Here is an 18,155-nt window from a genome sequence, read left to right on the forward strand (position 1 = left end):
TGTTTGCCTCTCAATGCCGTTCATTTGTTGGGTTCTGGTTGACGCCGAGATGCTCGAGGATCTCGTTTCGCAGATGATCGAAACAGCCAGGAGAATCCCTGGCGTCCATGACGTTCCCATCGTAGGAAACGACGCCGTTCGTGATGATCACTATTCGGTCCGCCAGTCTCAGTGCCTCCTCTACGTCATGAGTTACAAACAGAACCGAAGGCTGATGCCGCCTGCAGAGGTCGAGCAACAGACGCTGCATGCGGATCCGGGTCAAAGCATCGAGTGCGCTGAACGGTTCATCGGCGAGAATGAGTTCGGGGTTCCGGACAAGTGATCGCGCGAGGGCGACACGCTGCTGCTCTCCACCGGAAAGCGTTTTCGGCCACACATCGGTTCGGTGCTTGAGTTCGACTTCCCCTAGGGCCTTCAGCGCCTGTGCCTTGGCGCCCGGACCATCGAGGCCAAGAGTGACGTTGTCGAGCACGCTTTTCCAAGGCAGCAGACGCGAATCCTGGAAAAGTACGGAGCGGCGCGGAGGAACCGTGATGCGGCCGGAGCCATCGACACCCTCGTCAATGCCGGCGAGCGCCCGCAGGATGGTACTCTTGCCCGAGCCGCTTTTGCCGAGAAGAGCCACGAACTCGCCGCGAACGATCTGCAAGTCCACTCCGTGCAGTATTGTGGTGCCGTCGAAGCGGCGGATCAGGCGCTCAACCCTCACGATGGGGGCTGTGGCGTTGATTACTGCTCGAGCGACTGACGCCATGACAGCACCCTCCTTTCGACGGACCGGACCGCAGCGTCTGAGGAGAATCCCAGAACCCCGTAGACAATCAGGCCAAGCAGGACGACTTCCGTCTGTCCGTATGTGCGTGCCTGGCTGATCATGTAGCCGATGCCGCTCGTCGCATTGATGGTTTCCACGACCACGAGCGCCGTCCACGCTCCGGTCACCCCGAGCCTCAGGCCCGTAAAGAATCCAGGTAACGAGGCGGGAATGACGATCTCGCGGATGAACCGTTTCTTCGTCAGCGATACGGTCTGTCCAAGCTCCACGTAGCGGCGGTCGATACTTCGAAGCGCGGCGTGGGTGTTGATGTAGATGGGAACCATGACGCCAAGGGCGATCACCATCACCTTCATGGTTTCACCGATGCCGAGCCAGATGATGAAGAGGGGAATGAGTGCAAGATTGGGAATGGCCCGCTTCACCTGGATGTTGCCGTCGATCAGGGAGTCGCCAGTTCTGCTCAGACCGGCGATGACCGCGAAGATGAACCCAAGCGACACGCCGATCGACAGGCCAATCGCCGCGCGCTGGAGGGACATCAGCATGTCGCCGGCCAGCACGCCGTTTGAGGCCAGTTCAACGAAGGCGTCTGTTACGGCCCAGGGACCAGGCACCTTCGCCGGAGATACCCACTGCAGCGCCGTGGCCACGTACCAGAGCAACAGGACGAGGGCCGGCCCGAGGATCCGCTGACCAGGTATCGAATGCTTTGGCAGCAGCCTGACGCCACTGGGCGCATCATTGGCGGGCTTATTCGCCGGCCGTACCGGCGGATTCGAATAGGACACAAGGGTCATCGGTCACTCCGATCATTCCGCTGCGTCGACGTAGGCGCGTGAAGCACGAGTGATATTTGGGCGTTCGAGGCCGAGATGTTCGCGGAGCGTGGTGCCCTCGTAATCCGTCCGGAACACGCCACGGTGTTGGAGAATCGGGACGACATGATCGACGAAGGTCTCAAGCGAGGTCGGCAGGGCGGGCGGAATGAGATTGAAGCCGTCAGCAGCAGCATTCTCGAACCATTCGACGATGGTGTCGGCGATCTGATCCGGGGTACCGGCAGCTATGCGATGGCCACGTCCTGCGCTGAGGCGACGCAGGAGTTGTCGTAGCGTAATCGTCTCGGTGGAGGTCAAACGGTGGACCAGGTCATGCCGACTTTTCAGATCACTCGCGACCTCGCCGCGGGCGGGTACGCGAACGACATCATCGAGCGCATGATCGGAATAATCGATGCCCGTGACGCGCTTGAGTTGCGCGAGGCCGTACGTAGGGAGGGTGAGGTCTTCGAAGGTATTCTGGAGGCGATGCGCCTCCTCTTCGGTTCCGCCGATGAAGAACGAGAGGCCGGGCAGGATCAGGACCTTTTCCGGATCGCGGCCATACCGCTGCACTCTAGCCTTGACGTCGGCATAGAACGCCTGCGCATCGCCGATAGCGGGCTGCGCGGTGAAGATCGCCTCCGCGAACCTCGCGGCGAGTTCCTTGCCAGGCTCCGACGAGCCGGCCTGGAAGACAACCGGGCGACCCTGAGGCGAGCGGGGAACCTCCAGAGGACCAGCGACCTCGAAGTGTTTTCCATGGTGATCCAGGCGATGGATGCCTTCGGGGTGAACGAACGTTCCGCCTTCCTTGTCGCCGACAATGGCATCGTCGTCCCAGCTATCCCAGAGGGCGTTGGCGACCTCGAGAAACTCCGCGGCGCGTTCGTAGCGGGCGTCCGGATTCGGGTGGTGCCCAAGACTGAAGTTCGCGGCCGCAGCGGCGTTGGCGGTCGTAACCACGTTCCAAGCGGCGCGTCCCTTGCTGACATGGTCAAGCGTGGCGAACCGCCGGGCGAGACCGTAGGGATCGTTGTAGGTGGTCGAGGCCGTCGCGACGAGACCGATGTTGCTGGTGACACCGGAGAGCGCCGCGATAAGGGTAAAGGGATCCAAAGCGTCCCACGGGCGATCCTGTGCGCGATCCTTGAGGACGGGATGATCCGCAAAGAAGATGGCGTCGAGCTTTCCGCGCTCGGCGATTGCAGCGAGGTTCCGATAATGGTCGATGTCGGTTACCGACGCCACCCTTGTTTCCGGAAGTCTCCAGGCGGCCTCGTGCTGGCCGACGTTCCTGAGAAAAGCATTGAGATGAAGCTGACGGGTCTGGGACATGCTGGCCTCCTTCTAATGCTCCAATAGTCGATAGATTTAGTGTATTACGCGAGGTAGATTTTTCGTGAATCGCGCCGACGCGTAGCAAATCTTACTATCGGATATGTGGGAACCGACCGCCCGTCCGTGTGGAGGGCAGCCATTGTCGGAAGCACGGGACCTCCTTCGGCATCCTTTCTGTAGCCGCCGCTTTGGCGCCCGACCGGGCGGCTCGGTCCTGGCGCGAAGCAGAAATTGTATTCAGCCAGCCTGAGGTTAGGAATCCGCGGTCAGGGCACCCTATACGCGCGGATAGATCGATTAATCCCACAAGGTGATCGAATTTGGCGGTGCAACCAAATACTCTGCTGCATGTTCCCTTAGATCGTCGTCGATCTAAGGATAAAAACATCCAGCAATTCAGACTGCTACAGCGTCCTTTGCGCGTCTAATCAGAGGCGCGGGCGCTGCAGGGGAGGCAGAGACTCGTAAGAAGCGAATGGCTGCTGGGGGTTGTGCGCTTTCGCGAATGACCTTCCGAAGGCTCGTCACGCAGGCTATGTGGCATCAGGGTACCGTGGTTTTAAGGATCGACGCTCTTCTGGACTCTGCGCAAACTGAAGCGCGGTGGCACGCGCATGCAGCAGGCCTGTGCGTGCGTGGTGAGGTGGTGCGCTCGATCATACGCGAGGTGCGCCGGCCGTCGGCGGCCATTGTGATGATGCGGAATTTGCGCCTGCTGTCGCGGGGCACGCCGGACCTGAGAATGCGCCGCTTCAAAATCGGGCGAATGACGTCCTGCGCCCGGCATGCGGGCGAACCCGTTCATCCGATCAAGCCGGCCGCTCGGTTGTCGGAAACACGGCGGCAGCTTGGGGCTATCCCAGAAGACGGTCGAGGCGTAACGTCCCATCCGCGCTGCAGGCTGCCAGAAAAAAGAGGGGCAGCGTATGATCGTCATTCGCGGCTGTTGGAGTTCTAGATTGTGACAGAGCTGCCGGCATACGTCGTCGAGACGCTTTGGGAAGATGAGGAATTTGTCCTGTCCCGGCGTGTATCAGACGAAGAAGACTCTTCGCTCTTGGTGTGCACGCCTGCGTCGACACAGCCGACGGTGGAGACCGTTGCACGGCTCGATCACGCCTATGCGCTTCGGGACGAGTTGGACTCTGCCTGGGCGGCGCGACCCGTGGCGCTGGAACGCCGGCCTGGAAGGTCTGCGCTTCTGGCGGAGGACCCGGGTGGCGAAGTGCTCGCCCGAATGGTTGGGAAGCCTTGGGATCTGACGCCATTCCTGCGCGTCGCAATCGGTTTGGCTGTCGCGCTTGGTCGTCTCCATAGCCGCGGGCTGGTTCACAAAGACGTCAAGCCATCCAACGTCCTGGTCAACATCGACCGCCACGAGTTGCGGCTGCTGGGTTTCGGCATTGCTTCTCGCGTTCCGCGTGAACGTCGGGCGCCCGAACCGCCCGAGATCATCGCGGGAACGCTTGCTTACATGGCGCCCGAGCAGACTGGCCGCATGAACCGATCCATCGATGCACGCAGCGATCTCTACTCGCTCGGTGTCACGCTGTACGAGATGCTTACCGGGGCGCTTCCGTTCATAGCTTCGGATCCGATGGAGTTGATCCATTGCCACATCGCCCGCCAGCCGATGCCGCCCGAGGAACGCGCGAACGGCATTCCGCCTCCGGTGGCTGCGATCGTGATGAAGCTCCTCGCCAAGACCGCCGAGGACCGTTACCAGACCGCCGCCGGCGTCGCATACGATCTCGAACATTGCCTGAAGACATGGGAAACCCACCACTGCGTCGACCCGTTTCCGTTGGGTTCGCGAGACGTGTCCGATCGGCTGTTGATTTCCGAAAAGTTGTATGGACGAGAGGCCGAGATCGACGCTCTTCTCGCTGCATTCGATCGCGTCGTCAGCCAGGGCAGGACTGAACTCGTGCTCGTCTCCGGCTATTCCGGTATCGGCAAGTCCTCGGTCGTCAATGAACTCCACAAAGTACTGGTTCCGCCACGCGGTCTCTTTGCGTCCGGGAAGTTCGATCAATACAAGCGCGATATCCCATACGCGACCTTAGCGCAGGCGTTGCAGAGTCTCGTGCGCCAGTTGCTCAGCAAGAGCGATGCCGAGCTTGCTCGCTGGCGCACCACGTTGCTCGAGGCGCTGGGAGCGAACGGCTCGCTCATCGTTGACCTCATTCCGGAGCTTTCGCTCATCGTCGGCGAACAGCCGCCGGTTGCCGACCTGCCGCCGCAGGAAGCGCAAGCGCGATTCCAACAAGTCTTCCGTCGATTCCTCGGTGTGTTCGCTCGGGCGGAACATCCGCTCGCCTTGTTCCTCGACGACCTGCAATGGCTGGATAGGGCGACGCTCGACTTGATCGAACATCTCAGTACCCATCCAGAGGTGCGCCACCTTCTTTTGGTCGGCGCATACAGGGACAACGAGATTGGCCCGACGCACGCGCTGGTACGGACACTTGGAGCGATCCGCCATGCCCGAGGGAGGGTGCGGGAGATCGTGCTCGAGCCTCTCAAGCTTGGCGATGTGGGTCATCTCATCGGCGATGCGCTCCACTGCGACCCGATAGGCGCGCAGCCGCTCGTGCAGCTGGTGCACGAAAAGACCGGGGGGAATCCGTTCTTCACGATCCAGTTCTTGACGGTGCTTGCCGAGGAGGCGCTGCTCGCATTTGACCATGGTACAGGGGTTTGGACCTGGGACATGGCACGCGTTCGGGCGAAGGGGTTCACCGAGAACGTGGTCGATTTCATGGCCACGAAGCTGAAGCGTCTGCCGGGCAAAACGCGGGACTTCCTGGGAAAACTCGCCTGCCTGGGAAATAGCGGGCAGACCGCCACATTGAGTATGGTTTTCGGAGTGTCTGAAGACGAAATACACGTGGCTCTCTGGGAGGTCGTGCGCACGGGACTTATCTCCCGTCATGGGGGCGGTTATGTCTTCCTCCATGACCGCGTTCACGAAGCTGCCTATGCCCTGATCCCCAGGGATGAGCGGGTAGCCGTGCACCTGCAAATCGGCAGGATACTTGCCGCGCGGACGACCCCTGCCGAGATCGACGCAAAGATCTTCGAGATCGTCAATCAACTCGATCGCGGCGCCGCCTTGATTCAATCACAGGAAGAACGACTGCGGGTCGCAGGCCTCAATCTACGCGCAGGCAAGCGCGCGAGGACTTCAACGGCTTATGCATCGGCACTGACCTATTTCGCCGCCGGTCGCGCTTTGTTGGACGATGACTGTTGGGAAGAGCAGTATCGCCTGGTGTTCGATCTGGAACTTCACCTGGCCGAATGTCAATTCCTGACCGGCGAACTCGCCCCTGCAGAGGAACGCCTCTCAGCCCTGGTGGAGCGTGCAGCAACCGTGGTCGATAGAGCCGCGGTCACGCACTTGCGCCAGGCGCTTTACCTGACCCTCGACCGCCCCGATCGCGCCATCGAGGTCGGCTTGGAATATCTCCGCAATGTCGGTATCGAATGGTCGCCGCAACCATCGGAAGACGTCGTCCGTCAAGAACTCGAGCGCATGTGGCGGCTCCTCGACGGCCGATCGATTGAACAGCTGATCGATCTGCCGTTGATGAGCGATCTCGGCTGGCGCGCAACGATGGACGTTCTCTCGGGTCTGTTCGCGCCAACGCTGCTCACCAACAGCAACCTCTACGACCTCGTCGTCCTTCGCATGACAACGCTCAGCCTGGAGCATGGCAACTGTGATGCCTCGTGCTACGCCTATTCTCACATCAACCGGGTCTTGGGATTTCGTTTCGGCGATTACCAGACGGCTTTTCGCTTCGGCCAGCTTGCCTGCGATCTCGTGCAGAATCGCGGCTTGGATCTTTTCGAGGCGCGGGTCTACGCCTCCTTCGGAGCATTCGCCGTCCCGTGGATGAGAGACCTTGGAGCCAGCCGCGCGCTGATAAGGCGCGGCTTCGACATGGCGAACGCCAGCGGTGATCTGACCTATGCGGTTTTTGGCTTCAAGAACCTGATCACGAATCTTGTCGTCTCGGGAGAACATCTCGGCGAGGTGGAACGTGAGGCAGAGCAGGGTCTCGCATATGCTCGCAAGGCGCGATTTGGTTTCGCCGTCGATTGGTTCACCTGCCAGATCATGTTGGTCCGAGCTATTCGCGGGCCCTCGTTGGATTTCGATTCTCCAGACAATACAGGATACGGTGACGATTCCTACGAGCGACACATAAAGGAAGACCCGCCTCTGGCACTTTGCACCTGCACCTATTGGATTCACAAGCTGCAGGCGTGTGTGCTGGCTGAGGATTATTCAAGGGCCATGGAGGCTGTAGCGAACGCTGCTCCCTTGCTTTGGTCGACGCGGTCATTCCTGGAGGCCGCGGATTATCATTTCTACGGCGCGCTCACACGGGCGACTGCCTGCGACTCCGCGATGAGCGAGGAGCGGACGCAGCATTTCGACTTGCTCCTTGGCCACCATAGGCAACTCGCGGTGTGGGCGGAGAATTGCCCCGCAAATTTTGCAAACCGCGCAGCGTTGGTCGGCGCCGAAATTGCCCGGCTGGAAGGGCGAGATCTGGACGCGATGCGCCTGTATGAAGAGGCTATTCGATCGGCACGCGAAAACAAGTTTCTCCAGAACGAGGGCATCGCTCACGAGCTTGCCTCGCGGTTTTACGCGACACGCGACTTCGAGACGATCGCCAATACCTATCTGCGCAACGCGCGCTATTGCTACCTCCGCTGGGGTGCGGACGCCAAGGTACGCCAGCTCGATCAGCTCCATCCGCATCTGCGCGGGGAGCCGGTGCGCCCGAGCGCCACGTCGACGATCAGCACGCCGGTCGAGCAACTGGATCTCGCAACCGTCGTCAAAGTCTCGCAAGCTGTGTGGGGCGAGACCGTCCTCGAGAAGCTGATCGACAAGCTTATGCGGACTTCGATCGAGCACGCCGGTGCTGAACGGGGTCTCTTGATTCTCCCGCGGGGTGATGAGCTGCGCATTGCGGCAGAGGCCACCACCAGGGGCAACACGATTGTCGTGGGGACCCGAGAAGCGAGCGCGGCCGCGACCACTCTGCCGGAGTCGGTCGTCCATTATGTGGTGCGCACCCAGGAGAGCGTAATTTTGGACGATGCCTCAGCCGCGAACCCGTTTTCGGCCGATGCGTACATTCTTCAGCATCATGCGCGTTCCATTCTCTGCCTGCCCTTGATCAACCGGGCCAAGCTCGTCGGCGTGCTCTACCTTGAAAATAACCTGATACCCCACGTGTTCACTCCGACCCGGATCGCCGTGCTGAAACTTGTGGCCTTGCAGGCAGCGATCTCGCTCGAGAATACCCGTCTTTACGGCGATCTCCAGCAACGGGAAGCGAAGATCCGGCGCCTTGTCGACGCCAACGTCATGGGGGTCTGCATTTGGAACCTCGATGGCGGAATTACCGAGGCCAATGAAGCATTTCTCCGCATGGTGGGACACAGCCGCGAAGATCTTATGTCGGGCCGTGTGCGCTGGAGGGATCTGACGCCGGCGGAATGGCGCGATCGAGACGACCATGCCGTGGCAGAGCTACGGGCGGTCGGGAAGTTCCAGCCGTTCGAGAAGGAATTCTTCCGGAAGGACGGCAGCCGCGTACCTCTGCTGATCGGCGGCGCGCTGTTTGAGGAAGGTGGATATGAGGGCGTTGCGTTCGTGCTCGACTTGACCGAACGCAAGCTCGCCGAAAATGCATTGCGCGAGAGCCAGGAAAATTTGGCGCGTACGGAGCAATTCTCCCTGGTGATGGCGACACACACGGATCTGGAGGGTCGCTGGCTTAAAGTGCCGCCAACTCTGTGCAAGCTGCTGGGTTACACAGAGAAAGAACTGCTGGGACGCCGGTTTCACGAGTTCACCCATCCGGATGACGTGGAAGCTGAGTGGGCGCAATGCTCGCGGCTCGTTCGCGGCGAGTTCAAATCGTTTGATCTGGAGAAGCGTTACATCCGAAAGGACGGCGCCACCGTATGGGTCTATCTGAATACCTCGGTTGTATTGGACGTCAGCGGCGCGCCCGTTCACTTTCGCACCTACATCAGAGACATCACCCAGCGCAAACAGCAGGAGCAAGCGTTGGGGCAGAGCGAGGAGCGTTACCGCACGCTCGCCGAGACCGCCACCGACGTAATACTGGCGATAGACCAGACGAGCAAAATTCTGTTCATCAACGGGGCGGTGGAGAAGGCCTTTGGCTATACCCCAGCGGAAATAGTCGGCAAGAAGATTACCGCGCTCATGCCCCAGCGTCTGCGCCGCCGCCACGAAGAAGCCATCCGCCGTTACCTGGAATCCGGGGAGAAACGGACTTCGTGGAGTGCCGTGTCCTTGCCCGGGCTGCACAAGAACGGAAGAGAGATTGACCTGGACGTGTCGTTTGCCGAGGTGGGCACGGGAGATGAGCGGTTCTTCAGCGGGATTCTGCGCGACGTGACGGAGCGCAAGCGCACGGAAGAAGCGCTGCGCCAGACGCAGGCCGAACTGGCTCATGTTGCGCGCGTGGCAACTCTGGGAGAGATGAGCGCCTCGATTGCCCACGAAGTCAATCAGCCGCTGGCTGCCGTCGTCAATAGCGCCGGTGCGTGCCTGCGTTGGCTCGATGCCCACAGGCTGCAGGAAGCCCGGCGGTCCGCCTCGCGGGCGATCGCCGAAGGCCGTCGTGCCAGCGAAATCATCTCTCGCATACGCGCCCTGGCCAATAAGGCGCCGCCGCAAAAGGACTGGCTCGACGTCAACGAGACGATACACGAGGTCATTGCGTTGGCGCGCGGCGAGATGCAGCAAAACGGCGTAGCTTTGGAAACCCAGCTATCGAGTGATGTGCCGATCATCCTGGCAGACCGCATCCAATTGCAGCAAGTGGTTCTGAACCTGATGATGAATGCTATCGAGGCCTTGAACAGCGTCGAAAAAAATGGGCGCGAACTGTTGGTTCGCTCCGCCACGGACAAATCGGAGCACGTAGTGATCTCGGTCCAGGATTCGGGGCCGGGATTCGATCCGAACCGCATGGACCTCCTCTTCGATGCGTTTTATACGACCAAGCCGCAAGGCTTGGGGATGGGACTGGCGATCAGCCGAACTCTTATCGAGGCCCACGGCGGGCGCTTGTGGGCGACGGCAAATGCGCCACGGGGCGCTGTTTTTCAGTTCATGCTGCCGGTTAATAGCGAAAAGCTGGCCTGAGACGGAACCGGACCGGCCGGCACTCGTCTTCGAGGGTCCCTCGATACAATAGCGGCCGGTGATCCCTGCAGCCCTCTCCCCCAGATCACGTTATGATTTCGGGTTGGGCGGAAAACGCGCGCAATTTTCCTCATCCGGCCTCGTCGCCGAACAAGTCGTCGGCGTGTTTTTCGCGTCACTTGCTGTGCCACCAATTGACCGTAGCCGAATTTAATGTCACAGAATGTGTCTCGAAATATGGAGCAAACTGCATGGCCAACCTCCGCACCTACAACAGCCCCTTGCGCGCAGAAAAGGCGCGCGAGACGCGGGAGGCAATCCTGACCGCGCTGTTCGAGTTGCTGGACTCGGCCGGTGCCGCGGACGATGTCTCCACGGAAGCGATTGCGCAAAAGGCCGGAGTGCAGCGCAGGACGATCTTTCGCCATTTCGCGACCAAGGACGAAATGCTCGCCGCTTTCTGGCCCTGGCTTAACGCCCGAATTGGCACTTCTGTGACGCCGTTGACGGTGAAGGAAGTCGTCGATGGCCCACGACAAGCCTTTCCGCGGTTCGATTTGCACGAACCGGCGATCCGCGCCTCGCTGCACTCCAAGGCCGGTCGCGAGATGCGGATCGGTACGGTTGCGGCCCGGCGCGTGCATTTCGCGCGGGCGTTGGCTCCGGCCATTGCTTCCCTTCCGGCCTCCGAGGCCTGGAAGGTCGAGGCACTGGCGCACCTGCTCTTCTCGGCCTCCGCATGGGAGGTCCTGAAGGACTATGGCGGTCTCACCGGCGCCCAGGCCGGCGAGGTCGCATCCTGGGCGCTTGAGGTGATCCTGTCCGCGGTCACATCCAGCCACGCACCTGCGGACGTCTCATCGCAACCAAAGGAGACAAGCGATGAAGTTTGACGTCACTACTTCTGAAAGCGGCGAAACCCTCTGGGTCGTTGCCGACCGCATCCGGTTCCTTGGCGGCATCGCTGGCTCGGGCCTCGAACTGATCGAGGTCGAGATTCCGCCGGGCTCCGGTACGCCGCCCCATGCCCACGCTTCGCCGGAAATGTTCTACGTGACGGAAGGCGAGGTAACGGTTCGCCGCTTTGCGGCCGACGGTCCGCCGGATGTAACGGTTGCAGGACCCCGCACCGCGATCCATATCGGCTCGATGACGCCGCACAACTACTCGAACGACAGCGGCCGCACGGCACGAATGCTCGTCCTGCTTGAATCTTCCATGATCGCTTTCTTCCGCGACATCGGCACCAGCGAACCACAGTCGCAGCCGGATTTCGCCCGGATCGGTTCAGCCATGCAACGTCATGGCATCGAGACGCTGACGATTGCGGCTTGAGTGGTGCTGCCGCTGAAGCGCGCGACGAAGGTGGTCCTTCGGCAGGACGCCGGAGCGTTTCCTTGGAAACGGCCCGGCGATAGTGCTGAGGAGCGGCCCGACATCAAGCCGATCGGGCGATGTTTCTGTCAAGGCCGCGCACATCTTGCTGCAATCGGGCATAGGACCGGAGCGGTATCATGCCGTGATGCGTGGCTGCGACTCCCGTTGCTTCGGTCCTGATGTTCCGTTCCTCGCGGTGGAGCCTGTTGAAGGCCACGGAACTCAGCTTGCCTTCGGAGCGCTCCGACTTGATGCGCCGGTCTGCCGAGCGAAGCTCATGGAGGATATTGGCGAGCCGCGGCTCCTGTACGGACGCAGTGGGTATCCTCGTTTGGACAGCCGGTGCCGGGGCTGTCATCGCCCCGTCATTGGGAAATACGCCCTGGTAATAATCGCCGTTTTCGGGACCGCTCGAAGCTGCCGCGTTATGGTGCTGTCCGGCCGCGAAGGCGCTACCTCCCACGAGTGACAGGGCGAGAGTTGCGATTGCTGATGTCGTGATAAGTGAGCGCATTTTGCGTCTCCTTGATCATTGGAAGCTATGAGCTTCCGCGGGGCCGTCTCACACTGTCGCGTCGCGATCACGTTGATCGCCGGCAGTATCCAGCCTCGACCATCTTTATATAATGGGTGTAATCACAAATCACGTTAACAATAATTAAGGTTTATCATTGTCGCTCAGCCAATTTTTGGCCGGATTCTACTTGATGTTGTGATCGATAAACAACTGCTTTCGCCGCCTATTTCATGAACATATTGTAATGTTCAGTGCGGGGAACCTTAGTGTCTGTGGCTTCAGTGCCGGTAATTTGCGTTCGTGGCATGTCCTTGCAGGTCCCTCCTGTTCTTCCCCGTGTCATCGTGCCCTCTTGAACGGTAACGTGCATTACCGTAGGTGCTAACGGTAACGCCAATTACCGGAGGTCGCCGTGGCGCCACCTGACAACAAAGGGTTTGGTTCATCGATCGACATCGACGCCTACAAGCAAACCAAAGAGGCGTTGCAGGAGCGGGAGCGGGAGCTCTCGCAACTGATCGACATGGTTCCCGGCCACCTCTGGCGATTGACGCCCGACGGTGAGCCGACCTACTTCAACAAGCAGATGATGGACTTTCTCGGCTTGGGCGTGGGGGACACGGACAAGCCTGACATGAGTCGGCGGGGCGCGCTCGTGCAGGCAATCGTCCATCCCGACGACGCTGCCGATATGGCGGACGCGCTCGAGCACTGCCTCGTTACCGGCAAGTGCTTTTCCATGCTGTATCGCCTTCGCCGCGCTGACGGCGTCTATCGCTGGATGTCAAGCCGCGCGGAGCCGATGCGGGACGACGACGGACGCATCGTCCAGTGGTACGGCCTTTGTCACGATATAGACGATCAGATGCACGCCGAGGAAGCGTTGCGCCGAAGCGAAAGGAAGCTTCAGCAATTGATCGACGCCTTGCCGGTTCACATCTGGAGTTGGACGCCCGAAGGAGAGCTGTCATACGTCAGCAAGCGACTCGTGGACCATCTCGGCCTCTCCGACGCGAACCTTGAGGATTTTGCGAGCGCGGCGCAAGAGCTGGTGCATCCCGAAGACGCTCTTGAGGTGCAGCGTACCGTTGCGAACAGCATCGAGACCGGCAAGGCCTTTGTGATGCGGTACCGCCGGCTTGGGAAAGATGGCGCCTATCGCTGGATGGAGGGCAGGTGCGAGCCTCAGCGCGATCAAGACGGGAGGATCGTGCAATGGTACGGCGTTTCTCTCGACGTTGACGACGGGGTGCGCGCACAGGAGGAATTGCGCCTCGCTCAGGAAAATCTCGCGCGTGCGAGCCAGGCGGCGAGCCTTGCCGAACTCTCCGCTTCCATCGCGCACGAGGTCACCCAGCCCTTAACCGCTGTGATCACCTCCTCGAACGTCTGCCAGCGGTGGCTTACGACGGAGCCGCCGAACATCGAGCGGGCGCAGAAGACCGTCGAGCGCATCACGCGTGCCGCAAACGCCGCCGCCGACGTCGTGAGCCGCGTCCGCGCCCTGTTCAGGCAATCCGTGGGGACGAGGGATCCGATGGCGCTCGGAAGCCTTGTCGTGGAGGCGCGGGACCTCATGGCCGAGGAGGCGGCGCGCCGGCGCGTCCGCATGGAGGTCGAGGTCGAGAGCGACCTTGCGCCCGTCACGGTCGATCGCGTCCAGATTCAGCAGGTCCTGATCAATCTCGCGCGCAATGGCCTGGAGGCAATGGAGTCCGTTGCCAGCGACCGGGTCCTTCGGATGCGCGTTCGGCGATTGGGGGAAGTGGTCCAGACCGAGATCAGTGACCGCGGCCCAGGCATCGATTTTCCCGACAGGATATTCGAGCCCTTCTTTACGACGAAGGGTCACGGCATGGGCATGGGGCTCGCGATCTGCCGTTCGATCGTCGAGTCTCACGGCGGACAATTGTGGGCGGAGAACAACGACCCGCTTGGAGCGACGTTTATCTTTACGCTGCCGGTCGACGCAGCGACGGCTCGATTTTCTCACGATGGAGAATAGACGCTCTACCGAGGCCGGACTCCATTGAGGAAGACCTTGACGGCGGAAGCGACCGCCTCCTGCGCCTCTTCGTCGGACGGCGGTGGGCGGAGCGCAAAAATCACCTGAAGAAGGTTGTCGCGGATCATGCCGACAAAGTGCCCGGCCACGCGCAGGCAGTCATCGGCGCGAATTTCCCCCCGCTTGCTGGCGAATTCAAGGACCTCGGCGAGCCGGGAGGTGGCTCGGCCCGGCCCCTGTTCATAGAACGCCTTGACGAGATCAGGGAAACGGTTGGCCTCGGTGATGGCAATTCGGTAAATGCCGATCAGGGTGGGCGACATGTAAAGACCCATGAGACGCCGGCCAAACGCCGTAAGCGTCTCCTCCAGATCGTGCCCTTCGATCTCCTCGATGACCAGCGTCGACAGCAGCTTGTCCGCGCTTTCGGCGACGATAGCAGAGAACAGGCCCTCCTTGCTGCCGAACTCATTGTAGATGTTGCGCTTCGATCCGCCGGCGCGTTCGATGATCGCATCAATGCTCGTCGCCGCGTAACCTTGCTCGAAAAAGACCTCGGCCGCCGCTTGAAGAAGGGCTTGCCGACGACTTTTCAACCGCCCCGATGTTGCTGCAGCCACAGCTTTTGACCTCTCTTGATGATGCACCCTTTCAGGGGTAATGATCATTACCGTTGATGTCAATGGTAAAGGGCGAAAGCGACGAGGGCTCCGCCGCCTGCTGCGGCGCGTCCTATCAGATGCGCAAGGCACGCTGTAGCACTTTGAATCGCCGCATGTTTTGGATCGGCCGCGATTTAGAGCAATTCCAGGAAAAGTGTGTAACGGTTTTCCGTCCGGAATTGGGTGATTTCAAAGAGTTAGATGTGCAATGGGGAGATCCGCCGCAGAAGGCCTCGTCCGATCAAGATTGATCCGAAGCCGCCTCGGGAGCCTTGCCGGGGCGTTCCCGATTATCATAGAGAACGCGTTCCGCCGCGCCGGCAAGATCCTCGTACTGACCATGCGACAGGTTCCAGATGAACGCGGCGAGCGCCCCGCCGCTCATCAGGACCGCAAGCGGGACAAGAAACATCGCATCACCCATGGAGCCCGGCCTTCTCATACCTTCCGCGGTTGAGACGCAGCGCATTCGCGACGACGATCACGGAGGAGGACGACATGGCGACGGATGCGAGAAGCGGCGTCAGGAAGCCCGAAATTGCGATCGGTACGGCAAGCACATTATAGGCAATCGACAGCGCGAAATTCTGCCGGACGAGAGCTGCGCTGTCGCGGGAAATCCCGTAGGCGCGCTCGACGGCCAAGAGGCCTTCATGCATGAAGATCAGATCTGCGGCGGTCCGGCCGATGTCGGAGGCGGAGGCCGGCGCGAAGGAGACATGCGCTGCCGCCAGTGCCGCTGCGTCATTCAGCCCATCGCCGACCATCAGGACCCGGCGGCCCTCGCTACGGAGCGCGTCGAGCCGCCCGACCTTGCCCGCCGGCGTCGCTTCCGCGATGAACGGAATGTCCAGGCGTTTCGCGATCTCGGCAACCGCGTTCTGCCGGTCGCCCGACAGCATCTCCACCTGCAGCCCCTCTGCTTTGAGCCGCCTGACACAATCCTCGGCGTCGCTTCGCAGCCGGTCCTCGAAGCGGAATGTCCTGACCAGTGCTCCGTCGCGGCTGAAGACGACGCTGGCGCCCTCCGGGACAGCGACGTGGGGAGCGGCCCATTGCGGGCGGCCGAGCCTGTAGAGGCCCCCGCCGACCCCGGCCTCGACCCCGTAGCCGGGTACTTCGCCGACGAGCGCCGCAGAGACGGTCGCAGCATCGGGAAACGCGGCGGCGATGGCGCGGGAGTAGGGATGCGTGGAATGGCGGGCAATTCCGGCGGCGAGCGCCATGGCATCGCGGTCGTCCACATCGTCCGGCGGCAGAAGTTCGGGTTGGCCTCGGGTCAAGGTGCCCGTCTTGTCGAAGACCACGGTGTCGATCTCCGATAGGCGCTCCAGCGCGCCGCCGTCCTTGATCAGGATGCCACCGCGGAACAGCCGTCCGGCGGCGACGACCTGCACCATCGGCACGGCAAGGCCGAGCGCGCAGGGGCATGTGACGATGAGCACTGCAATGCCGGTCGTTGCCGCGTGGTGAAGGCCGGCTCCCGCCACCAGCCATCCGAGAAACGTTAAGAAGGCTGCGGCATGGACGACGGGCGCATAGAGAGCGGATGCACGGTCGGCGATCCGCCTGTACCCGCTGCGACCTGATTCCGCCGCCTCCATCATTCGGGTCATCTCTGCCAGGAACGACTCATCCGACCGGCGGAGCGCGACTATTTCGATGGGAGCGCCAAGATTGAGCGTTCCGGCCTGAAGCTCGTGCCCGATACCCGCCGGCACGGGTATGCTCTCGCCGCTGGTGAGCGAGCAGTCGATCTCGGAGGCGCCGGCAACGATCGTCGCGTCGACGGGAACGCGCTGGCCCGCCGCGAGCGACAGGCGCATGCCGGGGAGGATCTCGGCCAGAGGATAATAGCGCTGTCGCCCGTCGGCTTCGATGACATAGCCGCCCCGGGAGGCGAGCCGCGCGATGCCAGACACGGCGCTGCGGGCGCGCGCTCGCATCATGTGGTCGAACGTCCGGCCGATCAGCAGAAAGAACAGCAGCGAAACGGCCGCATCGAAATAGGCATGGGCGCCATGGGCGGCGGTTTCGTAGACGCTCAGAACGAAGGTCAGTGTCACGCCGATGGAAATCGACACGTCCATGTTGGTGCGTCCGTGCCTGAGCGCGGTCCACGCGGAGCGGAAAAACACCTGCCCCGAATAAAGGACGGTCGGCAGCGCGATCACGCCGGAGATCAGATGGAAGAGCTGCCGGGTCTGCGGATCGGCGCCGAACCAGACGGCAAAGGACAGCAGCATGATGTTGCTGGATGCGAAGGCGGCGACCGCAAGCGCACGCAGCATGGCGCGGAACTCTCCGTCATGCTCCTCCTCCGGTACTTCCGCCGCGTGGGCGGGAAAGCCTATCGCATCGAGCGTCTCCACCAATGCCGGCGCTTCGCCTTGCTGGCTCCATTCGACTACAACACGCTTCGTCGACAGGTTGGCGCGTGCGCTGGTGACGCCCGGCAGCCTGGCAAGCGATGTCTCGACCTTGAGCATGCATCCGCCGCAATGCATCGACGGAACGACGAGTTCAGTCCTGAAGCCCGACTTGGACTGCCGGCGGCTGATCAAACGAAGCTCGCTGGCCCCATCTTCGGTGCCGCGATCCGCTCTTGTCACCGGGGATGCATTGACGATCTCCATGCGGGGCGACCTCAGGCGGAGGTGCGCAGTGCGCGATAGCAGTGCCAGGTGCCGTGACCGAGAACCGGAAAAATGACAATCAGGCCGAGGAAACCGGTTGCGACCGAGAGTACGAACAAGGCAAGCACGATGCCCGCCCAGATGAGCATCACGCCAAGATTGTTCCAAACGAGCGCCATGCTCGTGCCCATGGCGGTGAGCGCGTCGGAGCGCTCCTGCAAAAGCATGGGAAGCGAGATCGCGCCGATCGCGAATGAAAACGACGCGAAAAGTCCACCGACGGCGCTGCCGACCACCAGCATCGCCCATCCGATCGGTGTGAGGAAGAGCATCGTCACGATGTTATCAAGGCCGGGAAACGGCAGCAGCCCGAAGAACAGGGCATAGACAATGACGGCCGCGCGCAGCCAGACGACCATCAGCAGACAAAGGAGGGCGCCGGTGAACACGACCTGATAGCCGGCGACGGGGCGGACGAAAATCATATCGGCAAAGGTCACGCGCGCGCCTGTCGAAAGGCGTCTGCTCTTCTCATAGAGCCCCATCGCGAAGATCGGGCCGACGACCATGAACCCCGCCAGAACCGGCAGCAGGATGTAGTCCTTTCCGGTCGCGAACAGGAGCCAGACGCTGCTTGCCACGACGGCGTAGACCAGAAGTCCATAGGCGACGCCCTGATGCATGCCCGTCAGAAAATCCCGCGTTCCCTTGCGCAGCCAGTCGAAGGCTGCGCTCGCAGGCAGATTTCGTTGCCAGATATTCTCGCGTGGCTCCGCAGGTACGACATTGGGAAGGTCGGTCATGG

12 protein-coding genes and 1 pseudogene are annotated in these 18,155 nt (G+C 61.4%); 5 read left to right on the forward strand and 8 right to left on the reverse strand.

What is annotated here, in order from left to right; translation table 11 throughout:
* Nucleotides 1-10 precede the first annotated feature (10 nt).
* Genes FKV68_RS00455 through FKV68_RS00465 form a run of 3 tightly spaced genes read right to left on the reverse strand, consistent with a single transcriptional unit; the run spans nt 11 to nt 2,937 of the window.
* A complete protein-coding gene (locus FKV68_RS00455) occupies nt 11-757 on the reverse strand; it encodes an ABC transporter ATP-binding protein (protein WP_180939610.1) in 747 nt (248 codons plus the stop codon).
* Nucleotides 733-1,578 carry an ABC transporter permease gene (locus FKV68_RS00460; protein ID WP_180939611.1) on the reverse strand — a complete coding sequence of 282 codons (846 nt, stop codon included), beginning with the start codon at nt 1,576-1,578 and terminating at the stop codon, nt 733-735. Before FKV68_RS00460 ends, FKV68_RS00455 begins: the two co-directional genes overlap by 25 nt.
* A gap of 12 nt (nt 1,579-1,590) precedes the next feature.
* A complete protein-coding gene (locus FKV68_RS00465) occupies nt 1,591-2,937 on the reverse strand; it encodes an LLM class flavin-dependent oxidoreductase (protein WP_180939612.1) in 1,347 nt (448 codons plus the stop codon).
* A 964-nt stretch (nt 2,938-3,901) separates the two neighbouring features.
* On the opposite strand from FKV68_RS00465, the gene FKV68_RS00470 reads away from it, so the two are divergent.
* From FKV68_RS00470 to FKV68_RS00480, 3 genes are all read left to right on the forward strand, one after another.
* Complete coding sequence (locus FKV68_RS00470; RefSeq protein ID WP_180939613.1) at nt 3,902-10,153, forward strand: PAS domain S-box protein; 6,252 nt, start codon at nt 3,902-3,904, stop codon at nt 10,151-10,153.
* 251 nt (nt 10,154-10,404) lie between these two features.
* Complete coding sequence (locus FKV68_RS00475; protein ID WP_180939614.1) at nt 10,405-11,046, forward strand: TetR/AcrR family transcriptional regulator; 642 nt, start codon at nt 10,405-10,407, stop codon at nt 11,044-11,046.
* Complete coding sequence (locus FKV68_RS00480; protein WP_180939615.1) at nt 11,036-11,488, forward strand: cupin domain-containing protein; 453 nt, start codon at nt 11,036-11,038, stop codon at nt 11,486-11,488. The genes FKV68_RS00475 and FKV68_RS00480 overlap by 11 nt, the downstream gene beginning before the upstream one ends.
* 103 nt (nt 11,489-11,591) lie before the next feature.
* On the opposite strand, the gene FKV68_RS00485 is transcribed toward FKV68_RS00480, so the two are convergent.
* Entirely contained in the window at nt 11,592-12,044 is a 453-nt protein-coding gene (locus FKV68_RS00485) for a hypothetical protein (protein ID WP_180939616.1), read from the reverse strand.
* A 448-nt stretch (nt 12,045-12,492) separates the two neighbouring features.
* Between FKV68_RS00485 and FKV68_RS00490 the strand changes: the two are divergent.
* Nucleotides 12,493-14,052 (forward strand): annotated as a pseudogene (locus FKV68_RS00490) (sensor histidine kinase); the annotation flags it as partial.
* 5 nt (nt 14,053-14,057) lie between these two features.
* On the opposite strand, the gene FKV68_RS00495 reads toward FKV68_RS00490, so the two are convergent.
* Entirely contained in the window at nt 14,058-14,672 is a 615-nt protein-coding gene (locus FKV68_RS00495; RefSeq protein ID WP_246452535.1) for a TetR/AcrR family transcriptional regulator, read from the reverse strand.
* Nucleotides 14,673-14,734: 62 nt separating this feature from the next.
* On the opposite strand from FKV68_RS00495, the gene FKV68_RS00500 reads away from it, so the two are divergent.
* Nucleotides 14,735-14,965, forward strand: a complete 231-nt coding sequence (locus tag FKV68_RS00500) for a hypothetical protein (RefSeq protein ID WP_180941590.1) — start codon at nt 14,735-14,737, stop codon at nt 14,963-14,965.
* On the opposite strand, the gene ccoS is transcribed toward FKV68_RS00500, so the two are convergent.
* Genes ccoS through FKV68_RS00515 form a run of 3 tightly spaced genes read right to left on the reverse strand, consistent with a single transcriptional unit; the run spans nt 14,956 to nt 18,153 of the window.
* Nucleotides 14,956-15,138 carry a cbb3-type cytochrome oxidase assembly protein CcoS gene (ccoS, locus tag FKV68_RS00505; RefSeq protein WP_180939617.1) on the reverse strand — a complete coding sequence of 61 codons (183 nt, stop codon included), beginning with the start codon at nt 15,136-15,138 and terminating at the stop codon, nt 14,956-14,958. The two genes, FKV68_RS00500 and ccoS, sit on opposite strands and share 10 nt — an antisense overlap.
* Complete coding sequence (locus FKV68_RS00510) at nt 15,131-17,350, reverse strand: heavy metal translocating P-type ATPase (protein ID WP_180939618.1); 2,220 nt, start codon at nt 17,348-17,350, stop codon at nt 15,131-15,133. The genes ccoS and FKV68_RS00510 overlap by 8 nt, the downstream gene beginning before the upstream one ends.
* Before the next feature lie 11 nt (nt 17,351-17,361).
* On the reverse strand, nt 17,362-18,153 hold the full coding sequence (locus tag FKV68_RS00515) for a DUF2189 domain-containing protein (protein WP_180939619.1): 792 nt from the start codon (nt 18,151-18,153) through the stop codon (nt 17,362-17,364).
* Nucleotides 18,154-18,155: the final 2 nt, after the last annotated feature.

The sequence above is a fragment of the Sinorhizobium mexicanum genome, assembly GCF_013488225.1.
GTDB classification, from domain to species: Bacteria; Pseudomonadota; Alphaproteobacteria; order Rhizobiales; family Rhizobiaceae; genus Sinorhizobium; species Sinorhizobium mexicanum.